This is a genomic window from Rhizobium sp. S96 (genome assembly GCF_030382195.1).
In the GTDB taxonomy this organism is placed as follows: domain Bacteria; phylum Pseudomonadota; class Alphaproteobacteria; order Rhizobiales; family Rhizobiaceae; genus Rhizobium.
Genome location: NZ_JAUDRY010000012.1, coordinates 217,437 through 233,787 on the forward strand (window position 1 = coordinate 217,437; position 16,351 = coordinate 233,787).

General features: G+C 60.1%; 16 protein-coding genes. 7 read left to right on the top strand and 9 right to left on the bottom strand.

Annotation, left to right across the window (positions count from 1 at the left end):
• Nucleotides 1-10 precede the first annotated feature (10 nt).
• From QTL94_RS15860 to QTL94_RS15870, 3 genes are all read right to left on the bottom strand, one after another.
• The gene (locus QTL94_RS15860; RefSeq protein ID WP_065693500.1) at nucleotides 11-841 is read right to left on the bottom strand and encodes a carbohydrate ABC transporter permease; all 831 of its coding nucleotides are present in this window, start codon (nucleotides 839-841) and stop codon (nucleotides 11-13) included.
• Complete coding sequence (locus tag QTL94_RS15865; protein WP_113522393.1) at nucleotides 841-1,827, bottom strand: carbohydrate ABC transporter permease; 987 nt, start codon at nucleotides 1,825-1,827, stop codon at nucleotides 841-843. Before QTL94_RS15865 ends, QTL94_RS15860 begins: the two co-directional genes overlap by 1 nt.
• An 88-nt stretch (nucleotides 1,828-1,915) precedes the next feature.
• On the bottom strand, nucleotides 1,916-3,181 hold the full coding sequence (locus tag QTL94_RS15870; protein ID WP_289802523.1) for an ABC transporter substrate-binding protein: 1,266 nt from the start codon (nucleotides 3,179-3,181) through the stop codon (nucleotides 1,916-1,918).
• Nucleotides 3,182-3,502: 321 nt separating this feature from the next.
• Between QTL94_RS15870 and QTL94_RS15875 the strand changes: the two genes are divergently transcribed.
• Nucleotides 3,503-4,528, top strand: a complete 1,026-nt coding sequence (locus tag QTL94_RS15875) for a substrate-binding domain-containing protein (RefSeq protein ID WP_065693503.1) — start codon at nucleotides 3,503-3,505, stop codon at nucleotides 4,526-4,528.
• 328 nt (nucleotides 4,529-4,856) lie between these two features.
• Nucleotides 4,857-5,216, top strand: coding sequence for a hypothetical protein (locus tag QTL94_RS15880; protein WP_065693504.1), 360 nt, complete (start codon nucleotides 4,857-4,859; stop codon nucleotides 5,214-5,216).
• Nucleotides 5,217-5,223: 7 nt separating this feature from the next.
• Here QTL94_RS15880 and QTL94_RS15885 read toward each other — a convergent pair whose 3' ends face one another.
• The 3 genes from QTL94_RS15885 to QTL94_RS15895 all read right to left on the bottom strand — a co-directional run bounded on the left by QTL94_RS15885 (nucleotide 5,224) and on the right by QTL94_RS15895 (nucleotide 8,309).
• Nucleotides 5,224-5,616, bottom strand: a complete 393-nt coding sequence (locus QTL94_RS15885) for a DUF779 domain-containing protein (RefSeq protein ID WP_065693505.1) — start codon at nucleotides 5,614-5,616, stop codon at nucleotides 5,224-5,226.
• Between the two features lie 75 nt (nucleotides 5,617-5,691).
• Nucleotides 5,692-7,200 carry an aldehyde dehydrogenase gene (gene adh, locus QTL94_RS15890; protein ID WP_289802524.1) on the bottom strand — a complete coding sequence of 503 codons (1,509 nt, stop codon included), beginning with the start codon at nucleotides 7,198-7,200 and terminating at the stop codon, nucleotides 5,692-5,694.
• 146 nt (nucleotides 7,201-7,346) lie between these two features.
• Entirely contained in the window at nucleotides 7,347-8,309 is a 963-nt protein-coding gene (locus QTL94_RS15895; protein WP_289802525.1) for a helix-turn-helix domain-containing protein, read from the bottom strand.
• Nucleotides 8,310-8,596: 287 nt separating this feature from the next.
• Between QTL94_RS15895 and ku (QTL94_RS15900) the strand changes: the two genes are divergently transcribed.
• Both ku (QTL94_RS15900) and ligD read left to right on the top strand, forming a co-directional pair.
• On the top strand, nucleotides 8,597-9,433 hold the full coding sequence (gene ku, locus QTL94_RS15900) for a non-homologous end joining protein Ku (protein WP_289802526.1): 837 nt from the start codon (nucleotides 8,597-8,599) through the stop codon (nucleotides 9,431-9,433).
• Nucleotides 9,434-9,435: 2 nt separating this feature from the next.
• Nucleotides 9,436-11,949, top strand: a complete 2,514-nt coding sequence (gene ligD, locus QTL94_RS15905; RefSeq protein ID WP_065693509.1) for a DNA ligase D — start codon at nucleotides 9,436-9,438, stop codon at nucleotides 11,947-11,949.
• A 12-nt stretch (nucleotides 11,950-11,961) separates the two neighbouring features.
• Here ligD and ku (QTL94_RS15910) read toward each other — a convergent pair whose 3' ends face one another.
• Both ku (QTL94_RS15910) and QTL94_RS15915 read right to left on the bottom strand, forming a co-directional pair.
• Nucleotides 11,962-12,765 carry a non-homologous end joining protein Ku gene (gene ku, locus QTL94_RS15910; RefSeq protein ID WP_289802527.1) on the bottom strand — a complete coding sequence of 268 codons (804 nt, stop codon included), beginning with the start codon at nucleotides 12,763-12,765 and terminating at the stop codon, nucleotides 11,962-11,964.
• Nucleotides 12,766-12,890: 125 nt separating this feature from the next.
• On the bottom strand, nucleotides 12,891-13,670 hold the full coding sequence (locus tag QTL94_RS15915) for a FadR/GntR family transcriptional regulator (RefSeq protein WP_083199645.1): 780 nt from the start codon (nucleotides 13,668-13,670) through the stop codon (nucleotides 12,891-12,893).
• A 287-nt stretch (nucleotides 13,671-13,957) separates the two neighbouring features.
• On the opposite strand from QTL94_RS15915, the gene kduI reads away from it, so the two are divergent.
• From kduI to kduD, 3 genes are read left to right on the top strand one after another with little or no spacing between them, the layout of a single operon-like run.
• On the top strand, nucleotides 13,958-14,800 hold the full coding sequence (gene kduI, locus QTL94_RS15920; protein ID WP_141684031.1) for a 5-dehydro-4-deoxy-D-glucuronate isomerase: 843 nt from the start codon (nucleotides 13,958-13,960) through the stop codon (nucleotides 14,798-14,800).
• A gap of 11 nt (nucleotides 14,801-14,811) precedes the next feature.
• Complete coding sequence (locus QTL94_RS15925) at nucleotides 14,812-15,150, top strand: cupin domain-containing protein (protein ID WP_065693513.1); 339 nt, start codon at nucleotides 14,812-14,814, stop codon at nucleotides 15,148-15,150.
• Nucleotides 15,151-15,157: 7 nt separating this feature from the next.
• The gene (gene kduD / locus QTL94_RS15930; protein WP_289802528.1) at nucleotides 15,158-15,910 is read left to right on the top strand and encodes a 2-dehydro-3-deoxy-D-gluconate 5-dehydrogenase KduD; all 753 of its coding nucleotides are present in this window, start codon (nucleotides 15,158-15,160) and stop codon (nucleotides 15,908-15,910) included.
• A gap of 65 nt (nucleotides 15,911-15,975) precedes the next feature.
• On the opposite strand, the gene QTL94_RS15935 is transcribed toward kduD, so the two are convergent.
• On the bottom strand, nucleotides 15,976-16,200 hold the full coding sequence (locus tag QTL94_RS15935) for a hypothetical protein (RefSeq protein WP_065693515.1): 225 nt from the start codon (nucleotides 16,198-16,200) through the stop codon (nucleotides 15,976-15,978).
• Between the last annotated feature and the right edge of the window lie 151 nt (nucleotides 16,201-16,351).

Below are 16,351 nucleotides of genomic sequence, written 5' to 3' on the forward strand. Positions count from 1 at the left end.
CGTGCTTTCTTCAACCTTTGACGCCGCCGGCGGTCAGACCGGAAATGATGCGCCGCTGGAATATCAGGACCAGGACAACGACAGGGACCGTAACGATGACGGATGCTGCCATGATGTTGCCCCACGGGATTTCGAACTGGCTGCCGCCCGAAAGCAGGGCGATGGCAACCGGCACCGTTCGCTGAGCGTCAGATGAGGTAAATGTTAGGGCGAAGAGGAATTCGTTCCAGGCCGTAATGAAGGCAAGCAGGCCTGTGGTGACCAGTGCCGGCCACATCAGCGGCATGAAAACCTGGGTGATGATGACCCACGGCGAGGCGCCGTCAACGATCGCCGCTTCCTCGATTTCGATAGGCAGATCGCGCATGAAGGTGGTCAGAACCCAGACCGTGAAGGGTAGGGTAAAGATCATGTAGGAGAAGATCAGCGCGAAGGGCGTGTTGAAGATACCGATCCAGCGGATCAGTTCGAACAGGCCGGCGAGCACGGCGATCTGCGGGAACATCGAGACCGACAGGATAGTCAGCATCAGCAGCGCGCGGCCGCGGAAATTGACGCGGGCAAGCGCATAGGATGCGGTGACGGCGAGTAGCAGCGAGGCGGCGACCACGAGGAGGGCGACGAGCAGGGAGTTGCCGAGGCTGCGGATGAAGCTGCCTGTCGTCAGGACGTTGGTGTAGTTGGTGAGCGAGATCGAGGTCGGCCAATAGTTGACCTCGAAAAGGGCGGTACCGGCTTTGAAGCTCGTCAGGATCGCATAGTAGAATGGGAATACCGCGATGATGACGATGACGGCGACGAGCAGGTAGAAGAGGGTGTTCTTCGTGGCGGTAAGCAGCATCAGCGTTCACTCCCGCCAAGCTTGACCCGACCGAGCCACATGTAGAGCACGGTAATCGTCGCGATGATCAGGAAGAGCACCGTCGAGGCTGTTGCTCCATAGGCGAACTTGTCAAAGTCGAAGAGGTTTTCGCGCGCCATGACCGACATGGTCTTGGTCTGCGCATTGTTCGGCGTGAGCACGTAGATCAGGTCGAAGATGCGCATGGCGTCGAGCATGCGGAAGATCACGGCAACCATGATTGCGGGGCGCACCAGTGGCAGGGTCAGGCGCCAGAAGACCTTGATCGGGTTGATGCCGTCGATCTTGGCGGCTTCATAGATATCGGCCGGGACCATCTGCAGGCCGGCAAGAATAAGCAGCGCCATGAAGGGCGTTGTCTTCCAGACGTCGACGATCAGCACCGCGATCATCGCCGTGTCGGGATTTGCGGTCCAGGCGATCTTCTGGGTGATCAGGCCCGCGCCGAGCAGGATATCATTGAGGATGCCGAACTGGTCGTTGAGCATCCATGCCCACATCTTGGCAGAGACGATCGTGGGGATCGCCCACGGAATGAGAATGGCGGCGCGCACGATGCCGCGGCCGACGAACTGCGCGTTAAGGACCAGGGCGACGATGAGGCCCAGGGCTGTTTCGATCAGCACGGAAAGTACGGTGAATTTCATCGTATTCCATACGGCGCCCCACCAGGCGGGGTCGGCGAGAAGTCCCTTGTAGACCGTGCGGCCGCTCTTCAGCGTGATCCAGGAGAGATAGTTGCTGAACCCGACGAACTGCGCGTCGCCGAGGCTCGTCAGGGATGCATTGGTGAAGCTGAAATAGATGGTCCTGAACAGGGGCCATCCCGCAACGACGGCGAGGATGAACAGGGTCGGTGCCAGAAACATCCAGGCGGAGCGGACGCGCTCGGAGCGCAAATCCGACGAGGCGCTCTTGGCACGTGCGCCGGACCTCACGTTTTGAGAAACTGCAACTTCACTCATGAATTAGCGACCCGCTTCTTGAGACGATTGACGATGGCTCGTTCGGGGACGGTAGCGGCGGAAAGCCCGCCGCTACCGGTTCGATCGATTACCAGTTGTCGCCCTTGAGCGAGGTCAGGTCGGCTTCGAGAAGCTCGAGGTTTTCCGCGGCAGTGCCGCTGCCGGAGAGCGTGTTGTGAACGGCGGTCCAGAACTTCGAGGAGACCTCGTTGTACTTGACCTTGGCCGAAGCAGACGGACGCGGAACGGCGTTCTGGAAGATCGGCTTCCAGTTCGGCATGAACGGCTGTGCGGCAGCAACGTCCTTGTCGTCGTAGAGCGCCGTCAATGTTGGCAGGTTGGAGAGTTCGATCGCGCGCTGCTTCTGGCTCTCCTTGGAGGTCAGGAACTTGGCGAGTGCGATCGCGGCATCGGGGTTCTGCGAGTACTTGGAGACGGCGAGGTTCCAGCCGCCGAGCGTGGACGAGGGCGTGTCGCCTTCCTTGGCAACCGGAAGCGTCGTCACGTCGAACTTGCCCTTGACGGCGCTGTCGGCACCGTTGCCGAGCGCGTATGCATAGGGCCAGTTGCGCATGAAGACGGCGTTGCCCGTCTGCCAGACGCCGCGGGATTCTTCTTCCTGGTAGGCCAGGACACCGCTCGGCGAGATGCTGCCGACCCAGCTCTTGGCGCGATCAAGCGCTGCAGCGGCTTTTTCGTTGTTGATGGAGATCGAACCATCCGTCTCGATGATCTGGCCGCCGCCGGATGATTTGACCCATTCGAGCGCGTTGCAGGTCAGGCCTTCGTAGGCGTTGCCCTGGAAGACGTAGCCCCAGAGGTCCTTTTGGCCGGCTGCGCGCTCCTTGTCCTGGATCTCCTTGGCGGTTGCCGCCATTTCATCCCAGGTCTTCGGCGGCTGCTTGCCGTACTTGTCGAGCAGGTCCTTGCGGTAGAACAGCGCCGGGGCGTCGGTATAGAGCGGCAACGCGACGAGGCGGCCGTTGACGGTCTGCGATGCGATGATCGACGGGAAAAAGTCGCCGACGACATCCTTGGCGGCGTCCTTCAGGTCGACGAACTGCTCGGCGAGCTGCGGCGCCCAGATAACGTCCGTCTGATAGACGTCGACGTCCTTGTTGCCGGCGGCGAGCCAGAGGCGGTACTGCGAAAACTGTTCGGTCGACGAGGACGGCATGGTCACGATGCTGACCTTGTTGCCCGTTGCCTTCTCGAATTCGTCGAGCTGCTTGCGCAGCAGATCGAGGTTCTTGCCGGTCGAGCTTGCCGAAATGCTGATATTGGCGGCGAGCGAGGGCAATGCCGTGCCAATGAGTGCGGCTGCGATGACGGCCGCCGTAAGACGAAACTTCATAATCTTCCTCCCAAAAAGAACCAAACGATCTAAAATTGAAAACGGTTTGGTTGCGAAAAATTGTCAGAAGGGTGATATCGTGTCAAGCGGCGAGTTTTAGCGAGAATGCTGCGCTGCGTAAAATCGATCATTGTTTATTGAAAACAAATAGATGCAATGATTTCCGTCTGTGGAGATTCAATCGGGCGCTCCATTTCGGGAATATTTGCAATTGAAATCGATTTGGCTGTTTCCAGTCGCGGTGAGTTAAGACATAAGGAAATCAGCGGTTTCGATGTATAGATGCTTGAAAAAGCTGGTGATGAAAGAACGTGTCGGAGCATGAAGCTTAAAGAGTTCGCAAAGCAATTGGGACTGTCTCCGACGACGGTCAGCCGTGCCTTGAGCGGCTATCCTGAAGTAAGCGAGGTCACTCGTGCCCGCGTTGCGGAAGAGGCCGTGCGGCTCGGCTATCGCCCGAATGTGAACGCGGTTCGGCTGAAAACCGGGCGGGCAGGCGCCATCGGCGTGGTGATGGGGCGGGCCGGCGAGTTTCACTTTGCCGAATTCATGGCCGGTATGGCCGAACGGCTTGTGACCGAAGATACCGACATCCTGGTCATTCCGATGGCCGATCCCGACCACAATGACGAGATGCAGCTCTATCGGCGACTGGTGGAAAGCCAGCGGGTCGACGCTATCATCGTGCACTCGCCGCGACCGAACGACGAGCGCATCGCGCTGCTGCACAAGCTTGGAATGCCGTTTCTCGTGCACGGCCGGTCGGATATCGACGTTCCCCATGCCTGGCTCGACATCGACAATGAGGGGGCGGTGCGACGGGCGACTTCGCATCTGATCGACCTCGGCCATCGCAGGATCGCCATGATCAACGGGCGACAGGGCGCGACCTATGCGCTGCATCGCGACAACGGCTATCGCCGTGCTCTCCAGAGCCATGGCATCGAGCCGGATCCGCAGCTGATGGCCAACGGTAACTTTACCGACGAGCTCGGTTTTCGCTTTGCCCGCTCGTTTCTCGAGCAACCGAATCCGCCGACCGCCTTCGTTGCCGGCTCGATGATGACGGCGCTCGGGGTTTATCGTGCCGTGCGTTCGCTCGGGCTGCAGGTCGGGCGGGATGTTTCCCTGATCGCGCATGACGACGTTTTTCCCTATCTGACCGCCGACAACATGGTGCCTTCGCTTTCGGCCACCCGGTCATCGATGCGTGCGGCCGGAACGCGATGTGCGGATCTGGTCTTGCAGCTCATCTCGGGACGATCGCCGCTGGAGATCCACGAGCTGTGGCCAGTCGAGCTTATCCTGCGGGAATCGACAGGACCGGTGCGTCAGCCCCAGATTTGAGACCGGTGCTCGGCGATGGCCGTACGGCGGTAGAATATCGCGCGTTTCCGGCAGGTCGTGGAAATTAGATTTCGATGTGGTCGGCAATTCAGCCATCAGTTGGTTGAAGCAAGAGGCTGCGACCTTCATATTACAGACAGTTGCTCATGCAGTCGGCTAGTCCTCCCGGCCGATGATGCAACTGTTCCCCTCTGGAGGTTTTGACCTTCATGACTTCAGCCACCGTCAACAGCGGTGGCTATTTTTTTGTCCGTGCAGAGGAACAGCGCGACAGGAACTTTGTTGGCGCGCGGTCGTTTTGAGACTGATGTTCCAAAGGAGAATTCCAATGCATGTCGTCGGTACGCAAGTCATTCCGGAACAAGGTGGAAAGCGGGGTTTCACCGTCGAATTCGTCGGTCAGGGCGGTGAAGTCGTGTCGGTGCAGTTGCGCAACGATTCCGACAGAACGCTGACCTCCCATAACGCAATCGAGCGCGCAAAGACGCTGATGGGCGAACTCGCTTCGTTCGATGAGACGAAGGCAACCGACAAGCCGGCAGAGCCGCTGTTGAGCGCTCGGATGTCGGGCGATGTCGAGGAAATGGAAGAGCAGCTGGACCAGGGACTGGAAGACTCCTTTCCTGCCAGCGATCCGGTGTCGGTGACCTCGTCAGCGATTCCAACGGGGAAGGTGCGCAAGCACTGATCGGACTTCAAGTCGTCGAGCGCACCGTTGCGGGGATGGGGCAGGCCTCATCGCCGCCGAACATGCGCGAGCGCGTGAGAAAGCGCTTCTCACGGCCGTTGTCGAGCGAGAACATGCCGCCGCGGCCGGGGACCACATCGATGATGAGTTGGGTATGTTTCCACGCTTCGAACTGACTGGCGCTGATATAAACGGGAACGCCGGCGATCTCGCCGAGCTTTACGTCATTGTCGCCGACCATGAAGTCGTCGGCGGGGTAGCACATGGGCGACGAGCCGTCGCAACAGCCGCCTGACTGGTGGAACAGAATGTCGGGGTGGTCGCGCCGGATTTCGTCGATCAGGTCGATCGCAGCGTTCGTTGCCAGCACGCGCGGTTCACCGTTGACCAGTTGCTCCATGTTTCGCTCCTCCCAGGCGTAGCCCGCTCTCCCGATGAGAGAGCGGGACGGTTTTAAGACCTAGATGCTTGGCTCTCAGAAAAAGCCGAGCGCCTTCGGGCTGTAGCTCACCAGCATGTTCTTGGTCTGCTGGTAATGGTCGAGCATCATCTTGTGCGTCTCGCGGCCGATGCCCGATTGCTTGTAGCCGCCGAAGGCCGCATGCGCGGGGTAGGCGTGGTAGCAATTGGTCCAGACGCGTCCGGCCTGGATTTCGCGGCCGAAGCGATAGCAACGGTTGGCATCGCGGCTCCATACGCCGGCGCCAAGGCCGTAGAGCGTATCGTTGGCGATTTCGAGCGCTTCCTTCTCGTCCTTGAAGGTCGTCACCGAGACCACCGGCCCGAAGATTTCCTCCTGGAAGATGCGCATCTTGTTGTGACCCTTGAAGATCGTCGGCTTGACGTAGTAGCCGCCCGCGAGCTCGCCGCCCAGATCGTTGCGCGAACCGCCGGCCAGCACTTCGGCGCCTTCCTGCTTGCCGATGTTGAGGTAGGCGAGGATCTTTTCGAGCTGTTCATTGGAAGCCTGGGCGCCGATCATCGTCGCGCTGTCCAGCGGATTGCCCTGCTTGATGGCTTCGACGCGTTTGACGGCCTTTTCCATGAAGCGCTCGTAGATCGATTCCTGAACGAGCGCGCGGCTGGGGCATGTGCAGACTTCGCCCTGGTTCAGCGCGAACATCGCAAAGCCTTCGAGTGCCTTGTCGAGGAAATCATCGTCTTCGGCCATGACGTCGGCGAAGAAGATGTTCGGCGACTTGCCACCGAGTTCCAACGTTACCGGGATCAGGTTCTGGCTGGCATACTGCATGATCAGCCGTCCTGTTGTCGTTTCGCCGGTAAAGGCAATCTTGGCGATCCGCGGACTGGTGGCGAGAGGCTTGCCGGCTTCGAGGCCAAAGCCGTTGACGATGTTGAGCACGCCGGGCGGCAAAAGGTCGCCGATGAGCTCTGCCCAGACAAGCAGCGAGGCAGGGGTCTGCTCGGCCGGCTTGATGACGACGCAGTTGCCGGCTGCGAGCGCCGGTGCAAGCTTCCAGGCGGCCATCAGGATCGGGAAATTCCACGGGATGATCTGGCCGACGACGCCGAGCGGCTCATGGAAGTGATAGGCGACCGTGTCGTGATCGATCTCGCCGATCGAGCCTTCCTGAGCACGGATGCAGGACGCGAAGTAGCGGAAGTGATCGATCGCGAGCGGAATATCGGCAGCCATGGTTTCGCGGATCGGCTTGCCATTGTCCCAGGTCTCGGCCTGAGCCAGCAGTTCGAGCTTGTCTTCCATCCGCTGGGCGATCTTCATCAGGATGTTGGAGCGCTCGGCGGCGGATGTCCGCCCCCACTTGTCCTTGGCGGCATGGGCGGCATCAAGCGCGGCGTTGATGTCCTTTTCGGTGGAGCGGGGAATCTCGCAGAGCTTGCCGCCGGTGACCGGGGTGATGTTGTCGAAGTACTTGCCTTCGATCGGCTCGCGCCATTCGCCACCGATGAAGTTTCCGTATTTCAGCTTGAACGGAGACTCGACGATTTTCTGATGCAGCATGTCATCCTCCCTTGAGATGAGCCAGGTTCGGACGTGAACCCGTGAGAGGAAATCTGCGCGTCTATTGCCCGGAGAAACAGGCCCGCTGCCCCATACCGCACTGCACACTGTCGCATGGCTGCGACAGGCAGCGGTCCATCCGGGCGTCAGTGAAGGTTGAGGCGTTTCATCTTCCGATGAAGCGTTGCGCGGCTCATGCCGAGCGCAGCCGCGGCCTGAGAGACGTTGCCGCCAGCGCGCGAAAGGGCGCGAAGCAAAGCCGCGCGCTCGGCGTCGATCAGATCCTCGTCGTCGGAAAGGCGGGTCTCGTGCAGTGCGTCGGCTGCGGGAATTCCGGCGGCAATGCGCCGGTCATCAAGCTTCAGTGCCAGGCGCGCTGCCCTTGTGGCACCCAGGACCAGATCGTGCCGATCGACAGCGAGAAGGGCCGCAGCAGGGTTCGGGCCACCCTGCGGCACCATCAGGAAACGTGCTCCGGCAAAGGCGCTGCGGAAGAGATTGATCTCGATGCGCATGGCGGCATCCCTGACCATCTGGGTCAGCATCGCCAGTGTCATTTCGTTGACGTCGTCGCGGCAGGTCGAGATGTCGAGCGCCGCCGCCAGCTGGCCGCGATGGTCGCGGATCGGTGCCGTCGTGCAGCTCAGGCTGATGTTCGAAGAGAAGAAATGCTGATCGCGGAAAATCGAGAGGGCGCGTTCGTCCGCGATCGCGGTGCCGATGCCGTTGGTGCCGATGCTCGCTTCGGTCCAGATCGAGCCGGTCCACAGTCCGAGTTCGTGGAAGTGCTTGTCGTCGCCTGCTGCGCCGCGCCGTTCGAGCGCGATGCCGTTGCGGTCGGTGAGCAGCAGGCAGCAGCCCGTCTTGCCGACGGTGGTGAACAGTCGGTCGAGTTCGTCGGAGGCGTTGACGATCAGTTGTTCGGATTCCGCCCTGGCGGTCCTGAATTCGCTTTCGGTCAGGCGAAGTGGTTCGCGCGCGTCTTCGGGCGCGAGCTGGTGCATGGCAATGCAACGGCGCCACGATGCAACGATCGAAGAACTCGCGGCAGCCGAATCCCGCTGTGTGCACGTGTAGACATGCTCCGCATGAGCAGAGTGTTCGTGCATTGGTTCCTCCCACCAAATATTAGGTCAGTCTGACGTAAAGGACGGGCTATTGCAATTCGTTGCAACAGCGTACTGCCAGACGGATATCTCCTTGTCGTCCGGGAACTGTCGCAGAATTGCGACACCGGGGGAATGTAGCTTCACATCTTTCGCTTCCGCCTATCGCCCTGGCCTTTTTGCATCTCGCCGCAAAACCAGCGCCATGATGGTGATCTCGCGGAACTTTTTCCGATCTGATCAGTTGATTCGGCTGGCTCCTGTCATCGGGGCGACGGTGGAGGGATGCCATGGCAGCACGGGCAATCTGGAAAGGCCATCTGAAGGTCGCGGATCTCACCTGCGCCGTGGGACTTTACACCGCCGTCTCTTCTTCCGATCGTATCTCCTTCAACATCGTCAACCGCAAGACCGGTCATCGCGTGGAACGACAATTCGTCGACAGCGAGACCGGCAAACCGGTGGAGCGTGAGGATCAGGTCAAGGGATACCGCCTCGACAGCGGCGACTACATCACCATCGAAGGCGACGAACTCGCGGGCCTTGCGCCAGAGAGCGACAAGTTGCTGAACGTCCAGAGCTTTGTTCCCTTTGACGGGATCAACAAGCTCTACTTCGACAAGTCCTACCATCTTGCGCCTGTCAGCGACGACGACGAGGACGCGCTTGCCTTGATTGCAAGGGCGATGCGCGATCAGAAAGTCGCGGCGATCGGGGAGGCGGTGCTATTTCGCAAGAACCGGACCGTGCTGATCCGGCCGCAAGACGACCATGTGATCGCGACGATGTTGAACTACGACTATGAAGTCCGGAACGCGGAGACCGTGTTCAAGGACATCCCCGAGATAAAGTTCGACAAGGAAATGCTCGAACTCGCGGGCCATATCATCGGAACGAAGAAAGGCGCCTTCAATCCGCAGGAGTACGAGGATCGCTACGAGGTGGCGCTGTCGGAACTCGTCAAGGCGAAGATCGAGGGTCGACCGCTGCCGCAGAAGCAGCCCAAGCCGGAAGGCAAGGTCATCAATCTCATGGAAGCCCTGCGCCAGAGTGCAAAGGTCAGCGCCAAGCCGGCCGCCGGCAAGGCACGCAAGAACGCTGCTAGCGATCAGCCAAAGGCAAGCTGACGATGGGGCTCGAGACCTACCAGGCCAAGCGCAACTTCAAGGTCACCTCCGAGCCCCGCGGCGACAAGCGCCCTGCAAGGACAGCCGGCAGCAATGCGCTGAGTTTCGTCATTCAGAAACATGATGCGACACGGCTGCACTATGATTTTCGCCTCGAGCTCGACGGTGTGCTGAAAAGCTGGGCCGTCACGCGCGGGCCGAGCCTCAATCCTGACGAAAAGCGGCTTGCGGTGCATGTCGAGGATCATCCGCTTGCCTATGGGGACTTCGAGGGAATTATCCCGAAGGGTCAATATGGTGGCGGCACGGTGATCGTTTGGGATCGTGGCACGTGGAGCCCGCATGGCGATGCGCATAAGGCCTACAAGAAGGGGCACATGGAATTCGACCTCGACGGCGAGAAGCTGAAGGGGCGCTGGCACCTTGTTCGGATGCACGGGAAGCCGGGTGAAAAGCAGGAGAACTGGCTGCTGATCAAGGCGGAAGACGAGGAGGCGCGGCAGAAGGGTGACATTCTCAAGCAGCGCCCGGAATCTGCAAAGACCGGTCGAAAGATCGAGGATGTGGCGCGGCATCCGGATGCGACCTGGAACTCGCGGCCACGCGGGAATGCCAAGGCTGAAACGCTCAAGGCTCAGCGATCTACCCGGCCGGTGCGTCATGCGTGGCCGAAGGGTGCCGAGAAGGCGGCGATGCCGGTGTTCATCGAACCACAGCTCGCCAAACTGAAACCCAAACCGCCCGCCGGCGACGAGTGGATCCACGAGATCAAGTTCGATGGATACCGGCTGCAGGTTCGGATCGAAGGCGGCAAGGTTGCGTTGCTGACGCGAACCGGCTTGGACTGGACGGAGCGTTTCGGCCAGGAAATAGCCACGGTTTTTGAAGGACTTCCTATCCGTTCGGCGGTGATCGATGGTGAGATCGTCGTCGAACGCGAGACTGGCGCTTCCGATTTTTCAGCACTCCAGAGCGACCTTAGCGAGGGGAGACAGGATCGCTTCGCGTTCTATGCGTTCGATCTTCTCTACCTCGACGGCTACGATCTCAGAAAGTCGAAGCTCACCGACCGCAAGGCGCTGCTCGAGACCATCCTCTCGGACGCAGACCCGCGACTTCGCTTCAGTGTCCATTTCACCGAGAAGGGCGGGCTCGTGCTGGAGCACGCCCGCCTGCTCGGGCTGGAGGGCATAATCTCCAAACTGGGAGACAGCGAATATACGTCTGGCCGCAGCGGCGATTGGGTCAAGTCAAAATGCTCGAAACGGCAGGAGTTCGTCATTGGTGGCTATGTGCCGTCGACGGCGATGAAGCATGCCATCGGGTCGCTGGCCATGGGGCACTACAAGAACGGGGTGTTCAAATATGCCGGCAGGGTGGGGACCGGTTACACCGTGACCGTCGCACAATCGCTCTATGAACAACTGTCGGCCCTGGAGCGCAACGACAGTCCCTTCGGCGAGCCGCTGACGGCGGAAGAGCGGCGCAATCTGGTCTATGTTGAACCACGGCTTGTCGCCGAGGTCGAATTCCAGGCATGGTCACGCGACGAAAACCTGCGCCATGCGGCGTTTCGCGGTTTGCGCGAGGACAAACCCGCCGAGGATGTGATGAAGGAAACAGGAAAGACGATCACGGTGGACCTGCCGCATTCAGGTGTCACGCTGACCCATCCAGACCGCATCTATTGGCCGGAACAAGGTGTCACCAAGCAGGGACTTGCCGATTACTATGCCAGGGTCTGGCGGTTTATCCAGCCCTTCGTGGTCAATCGTCCCCTGTCTCTCTTGCGGTGCCCCGACGGCGTCGCGGGCCATCAGCGGTTCTTCCAGAAACACGCCTGGAAGGGGATGAACCCCCATATCGAGCAGGTTGCCGACCCGAAGGACAAGGGTGGCGACAAACTACTCCGCATCAGCGACTTCGACGGCATGATCGCGCTCGTACAATCGGCCGTGCTGGAGGTGCATCCGTGGGGCGCGACGACGGGAAGCTGGGAAAAGCCGGACATGGTCACCATGGATCTCGACCCTGCCGATGACGTCTCGTGGCAGGAGGTGATGGTGGCGGCGAGGGAGCTTAAAGACCGTATCGAAGCGATGGGTCTTGCGGCTTTCGTCAAGACCTCTGGAGGCAAGGGTCTCCATGTGGTGACACCATTGAAGCCCAAGGCTGGCTGGGGCGAAGTGAAAGCGTTTGCCAAGGCGCTGGCTGACGGAATGTCGAGCGATCAGCCGGACAAATATCTGGCGACCGCAACCAAGGCGAAACGCGACGGCAAGATCTTCATCGACTATTTGCGAAACGGACGTGGCAATACGGCGGTGGCAGCCTATTCGACGCGTGCGCGTCCTGGCGCCGCGGTATCGATGCCGCTTGGCTGGGACGAGCTGACTGAAGAGATTGGTCCTGCCTACTTCACGATCGACAATGCGCCGATCCGTCTCGATGCCTTGCGTCACGATCCCTGGGCGGATTTCTTCGCGGCGGCAGTGCCGCTGGCGAAGCGAAAATAGCAGCTTGGCCGGTCAATGCTTTGGCCGGCTTGTTTCCTTGGCGAGGCTTTTTTTCAGCGCGTCCATCATGTTGACGATGTTGCCGGTCGGTTTCACGGTCGGCCGCTTTGAACCCGCGGCCGTCTTGACCAGCGACTTCTGCTTGGCGCGGATCATTGCTTTCAGGCGCTTTTGCACCGGGTCCTGCACCATCGAAGGCTTCCAGTCCTCGGTCCTGTCTTGGACGAGCTTGTTCATGAGGGAAAGCACGGTGCCGTCGACCTTCTCTTCGCTGTCCAGGGGAGCGATGGGCGCTCGCACCTCGTCGCCGAAGTGAAGTGTCCAGAGGATAATTCCCTTGCCCTGTGGTTCGAGCAGGACCGCGCGCTCGCGCCGATAGAGAACGAGGCGGGCGATGCCGACGACGCCATTTGCCTGCATCGCTTCGCGGATCACGCAGAACGCTTCCGTCCCAACCTTGTCTTCGGGCACGAGAAAATGCGGCTTGTCGTACCAGATCCAGTCGATCGAACCGCGCGGCACGAACGTGTCGATATCGATCGTGCGCGTGCTTTCCAGGCCGACTTCGTTGATCTCGGCGTCTTCGAGAATGACATAGTCGTCCTCGCCGCGCGGGTATCCTTTGACCTGGTCCTTGTCGGAGATCGGCTTATGAGTGACGCTGTCCACATACCGGCTCTCAACGCGGTTGTTCGTCTTCCTGTTCAGAACATGGAAGCGCAGCTGGTTGCTGTCGGTGGTCGCCGGTGTCAGCGACACCGAGGCGGTGACCAGCGAGAGCTTGAGGTATCCTTTCCAGTACGTCTGACGTGCCATTTGCGCCCTGGCGCGGTGCGCGCCATCTCCCAAGCCGTAGTCCGGCGATTTCGCATTAACGACGCTGCACGCGAATTGGTTCCCGAAGGGCTGCAAGAAGGCGGAAATGGGCGACCGTTGACGCCCTAGGTCTCGCCCGTGTCGCTCTGATAGCGCGCACGCCGCTCGCGTAGCCGTTCACGATATCGTTCCTGACTCAAAGACAGGTGGGTGCGCATGGCATCGCGCGCCGCCTCCGGGTCGCCGGCGGAGATCGCGTTCAGGATCGCGAGATGCTCCTTCTGCAGCCCTGCCTGATAGCTGAAGGAAAGCACCTCTTCGGTGGAATGGGGAGACGTGACGTCGCAGGGGATCGTGCGTGTGCCGAGCGCATCCAGAACCTCGACGTAGAAGGGATTATTCGTCGCCTCCGCGATCGACCGGTGGAACGAAAAGTCCGCCGTTCCGGTCGGCTGGCCAAGTTTCAGGAGGCGATCGAACTCGAAGAAGCTCTCCTGGATCCGCGCTTCCTGCGACGAGCTTCGACGGGCCGCGGCGAGGGCGGCACTCTCCATCTCAAGGGCAATGCGCACTTCCAGCACGTTCAGTGCGTGAGAGATATTGCTCGAGGTGTCCTGCTTGATCAGCGGGGGCGCTGCCGCCGCCCGCTGCAGGTGCTCTATCACGAAGATGCCTGCGCCCTGACGCGTTTCCACCAGCCCGTCCGAGACCAATGCTGCAACGGCTTCGCGAATGACGGTGCGGCTGACGTCGAAGGTTTCGGCGAGTTGCGTTTCGGTCGGCAGCTTCTTGCCGATCGAGACTTGCCCGGAAAGGAAATCCTGCCGCAGCGACATGCCAATTCGCTCCGACAGCTTTTGTCGTCGGGACGTATTGAGATCGGGTGCTGGAGGCACGGTGTTCAGGGCGTCACTTCCTTCTTGGTTGCTGATTATGAGAGCATCCGCTCGCGCAGTTGTCTCGATATGGGTAATGGATGGTGGGCTATTCTGTCAATAAATATACAAATCTCATCTTTATTCCAAAGGTGCGTTTCTCTCTCAAAGGGAAAGAGAAAAAGTGTTTAAATATAATAACTTGATCTGATATATGTCGGCGCTTTCGGGCGCCTTGTGGAAAACGTTCGGGCGATATGTTGTCTAACATGCATCGATATGTATGATGAGTTCAATAACAAATTATGGGAGGTGTCATGAGCCACACCGATTACACCAATCGCTTCGCGATCGATCCGAAAACCGCCGCTCGTTTCGGCACGCAGGAGCTTCGCGACAATTTTCTGCTGCCGCCGCTGTTCGTGCCGGGGCGCATCCAGCTTCATTATACGAACTATGACCGCATGATCGTCGGTGGCGCCATGCCGACATCCAGCCCGCTGGCGTTGGAAACGATCAAGCCCGCGGGAACAGACACGCTGCTGGGGCGGCGCGAACTGATCGCGGTGAATATCGGCGGTGCCGGCATCGTCGCCGTCGACGGCGAGCGGTTTTCGGCCGGGACGCGTGACATGGTCTATGCCGGGCTCGGCTCGTCCGTGACGTTCGAGTCGGTCTCTTCCGAGCAGCCAGCGAAGTTCTATTTGTTGAGCGCGCCTGCGCATTCGCGCTACCCGGCAAAGCATATCGGCATCAACGATGCCCGGCGTCTTGACGTGGGATCGCAGGCCACCAGCAACGAGCGCTCCATATTCCAGTTCATTCACCCGGATGGCGCAAGGACCTGCCAGCTCGTCGTCGGCATGACGACGCTCGCGGAGGGCTCCGTCTGGAACACGATGCCTTGCCATGTTCACGACCGGCGAATGGAGGCCTATCTCTATTTCGACCTGCCGGAGAACGCGCGCGTCATCCACCTGATGGGCGAGCCGAACGAGACGCGGCATCTCATCGTCAAGAATGAGGAAGCCATCCTCTCACCGGGATGGTCGATTCACTCCGGCGCCGGCACGTCCAGCTATACGTTCATCTGGGCGATGGCCGGCGACAATGTCGACTATACCGACGTCGATCTCGTCGCGATTGAAGATTTGAAGTGAGGATAAACGACATGCCATCAAGCGATCTTTTCGTCTCTGCCAATGCCGCAGGGTGGACCAGCCCCGAGCCAGGCGTAACCCGTCGCATCATGACTTATCTGCCCGAGATGATGATGGTCGACGTCGTCTTCGAAAAGGGCGCCATCGGTGCTCCGCATTCGCACCCGCATATCCAGGCAAGCTATGTTGCCGAGGGACGTTTCGAGGTGACAATCGACGGCAGGACGGAAACGCTGGAGCAGGGCGGAAGCTTCATCGTGCCGCCGGACCTTGTTCATGGTGTCAAGGCGCTGGAAAAGGGCAGGCTGATCGACACGTTCACGCCGCATCGGGCCGAATTCCTGAGGTGAGCCACAAATGACCCTCTTCGATCTTTCCGGCCGCGTTGCCGTCGTCACGGGAGCCAATACCGGCATCGGCCAGGCGATTGCGATCGCGTTGGCGACGGCCGGCGCCTCGATCGTCGCTGTCGGGCGCTCCTCGATGGAGGAGACGCAGTCGGCTGTTCGCGCGGCGGGCGCGGGCTTTCATGTCATCAAGGCTGATCTCGGCACGATCGAACCTGTCAAAGCCATCGTCGCGGAGACAATCGCGATGTTCGGCGCGCTCGATATCCTGGTCAACAATGCCGGGATCATCCGCCGTGCTGACGCGATCGACTTTACCGAAGCCGATTGGGATGCCGTGATGGATGTCAACCTGAAGACGGCGTTCTTCCTGTCGCAGGCGGCCGCCCGGCACATGCTCACGCGCGGCAGCGGCAAGATCATCAACATCGCGTCGCTTCTCTCGTTTCAGGGCGGTATCCGCATCCCGTCCTATACCGCGTCGAAGAGCGGACTTGCCGGACTGACTCGGCTTCTGGCTTGCAAGTGGGCCGGCAAGGGGGTCAACGTCAACGCTATCGCGCCGGGCTATTTTGTCACCAACAACACGGCTGCCCTGCGCGAGGATCCCGAACGAAGCGCCGGTATTCTCGCGCGCATTCCAGCCGGGCGATGGGGAAAGCCCTCGGAACTTGGTGGTGCCGCCGTTTTCCTGGCATCCCATGCATCAGACTATGTTCATGGGACGGTTCTGCCGGTGGATGGCGGCTGGCTGGCGCGTTGACCTAGTCGCAGTTTATAGGCTTGGTCGCAGCGCGGCCATGAACCTGAAAGCCCTCATATGCGTGTCTAAAGCCAGCGGAATGATGCGTTGCCGCGCTTATCGACCTGCTGCAGTTCGATGGATGCGGACCTGCCGCTCGCGGCATCCGAAAGCCGCAGGCGCGACTTGCCGGCAACCAGGGCAAGGAAGCGCGGACAGCCGCGAATTTTCCCGCCGCCTTCTTCCTCAGTGAATATGCAGGTCCCCGAAAGGGCCGTTCCGTATACTGCTACTCGTCCAGTCTTAGGCATGTGTGGTTCCCGTCACTTCATGCTTCCCGAGGGGATCATTGCGTGTCTGGACCGGGATGACAACCCCCAAAAGGCGTATCTGGGCGACAATCGGCTATTGGACGGCTGGAGCTAGCGGCACGCCGATACTGGAGCGGCGTGTATCGCCTAG

Excerpts from the sequence above, each read along its gene's own strand:
- QTL94_RS15860 (WP_065693500.1), bottom strand. The coding sequence starts at position 841 with ATGCTGCTTACCGCCACGAAGAACACCCTCTTCTACCTGCTCGTCGCC.
- QTL94_RS15865 (WP_113522393.1), bottom strand. The coding sequence starts at position 1,827 with ATGAGTGAAGTTGCAGTTTCTCAAAACGTGAGGTCCGGCGCACGTGCC.
- QTL94_RS15870 (WP_289802523.1), bottom strand. The coding sequence starts at position 3,181 with ATGAAGTTTCGTCTTACGGCGGCCGTCATCGCAGCCGCACTCATTGGC.
- QTL94_RS15875 (WP_065693503.1), top strand. The coding sequence starts at position 3,503 with ATGAAGCTTAAAGAGTTCGCAAAGCAATTGGGACTGTCTCCGACGACG.
- QTL94_RS15880 (WP_065693504.1), top strand. The coding sequence starts at position 4,857 with ATGCATGTCGTCGGTACGCAAGTCATTCCGGAACAAGGTGGAAAGCGG.
- QTL94_RS15885 (WP_065693505.1), bottom strand. The coding sequence starts at position 5,616 with ATGGAGCAACTGGTCAACGGTGAACCGCGCGTGCTGGCAACGAACGCT.
- adh (WP_289802524.1), bottom strand. The coding sequence starts at position 7,200 with ATGCTGCATCAGAAAATCGTCGAGTCTCCGTTCAAGCTGAAATACGGA.
- QTL94_RS15895 (WP_289802525.1), bottom strand. The coding sequence starts at position 8,309 with ATGCACGAACACTCTGCTCATGCGGAGCATGTCTACACGTGCACACAG.
- ku (WP_289802526.1), top strand. The coding sequence starts at position 8,597 with ATGGCAGCACGGGCAATCTGGAAAGGCCATCTGAAGGTCGCGGATCTC.
- ligD (WP_065693509.1), top strand. The coding sequence starts at position 9,436 with ATGGGGCTCGAGACCTACCAGGCCAAGCGCAACTTCAAGGTCACCTCC.
- ku (WP_289802527.1), bottom strand. The coding sequence starts at position 12,765 with ATGGCACGTCAGACGTACTGGAAAGGATACCTCAAGCTCTCGCTGGTC.
- kduI (WP_141684031.1), top strand. The coding sequence starts at position 13,958 with ATGAGCCACACCGATTACACCAATCGCTTCGCGATCGATCCGAAAACC.
- QTL94_RS15925 (WP_065693513.1), top strand. The coding sequence starts at position 14,812 with ATGCCATCAAGCGATCTTTTCGTCTCTGCCAATGCCGCAGGGTGGACC.
- kduD (WP_289802528.1), top strand. The coding sequence starts at position 15,158 with ATGACCCTCTTCGATCTTTCCGGCCGCGTTGCCGTCGTCACGGGAGCC.
- QTL94_RS15935 (WP_065693515.1), bottom strand. The coding sequence starts at position 16,200 with ATGCCTAAGACTGGACGAGTAGCAGTATACGGAACGGCCCTTTCGGGG.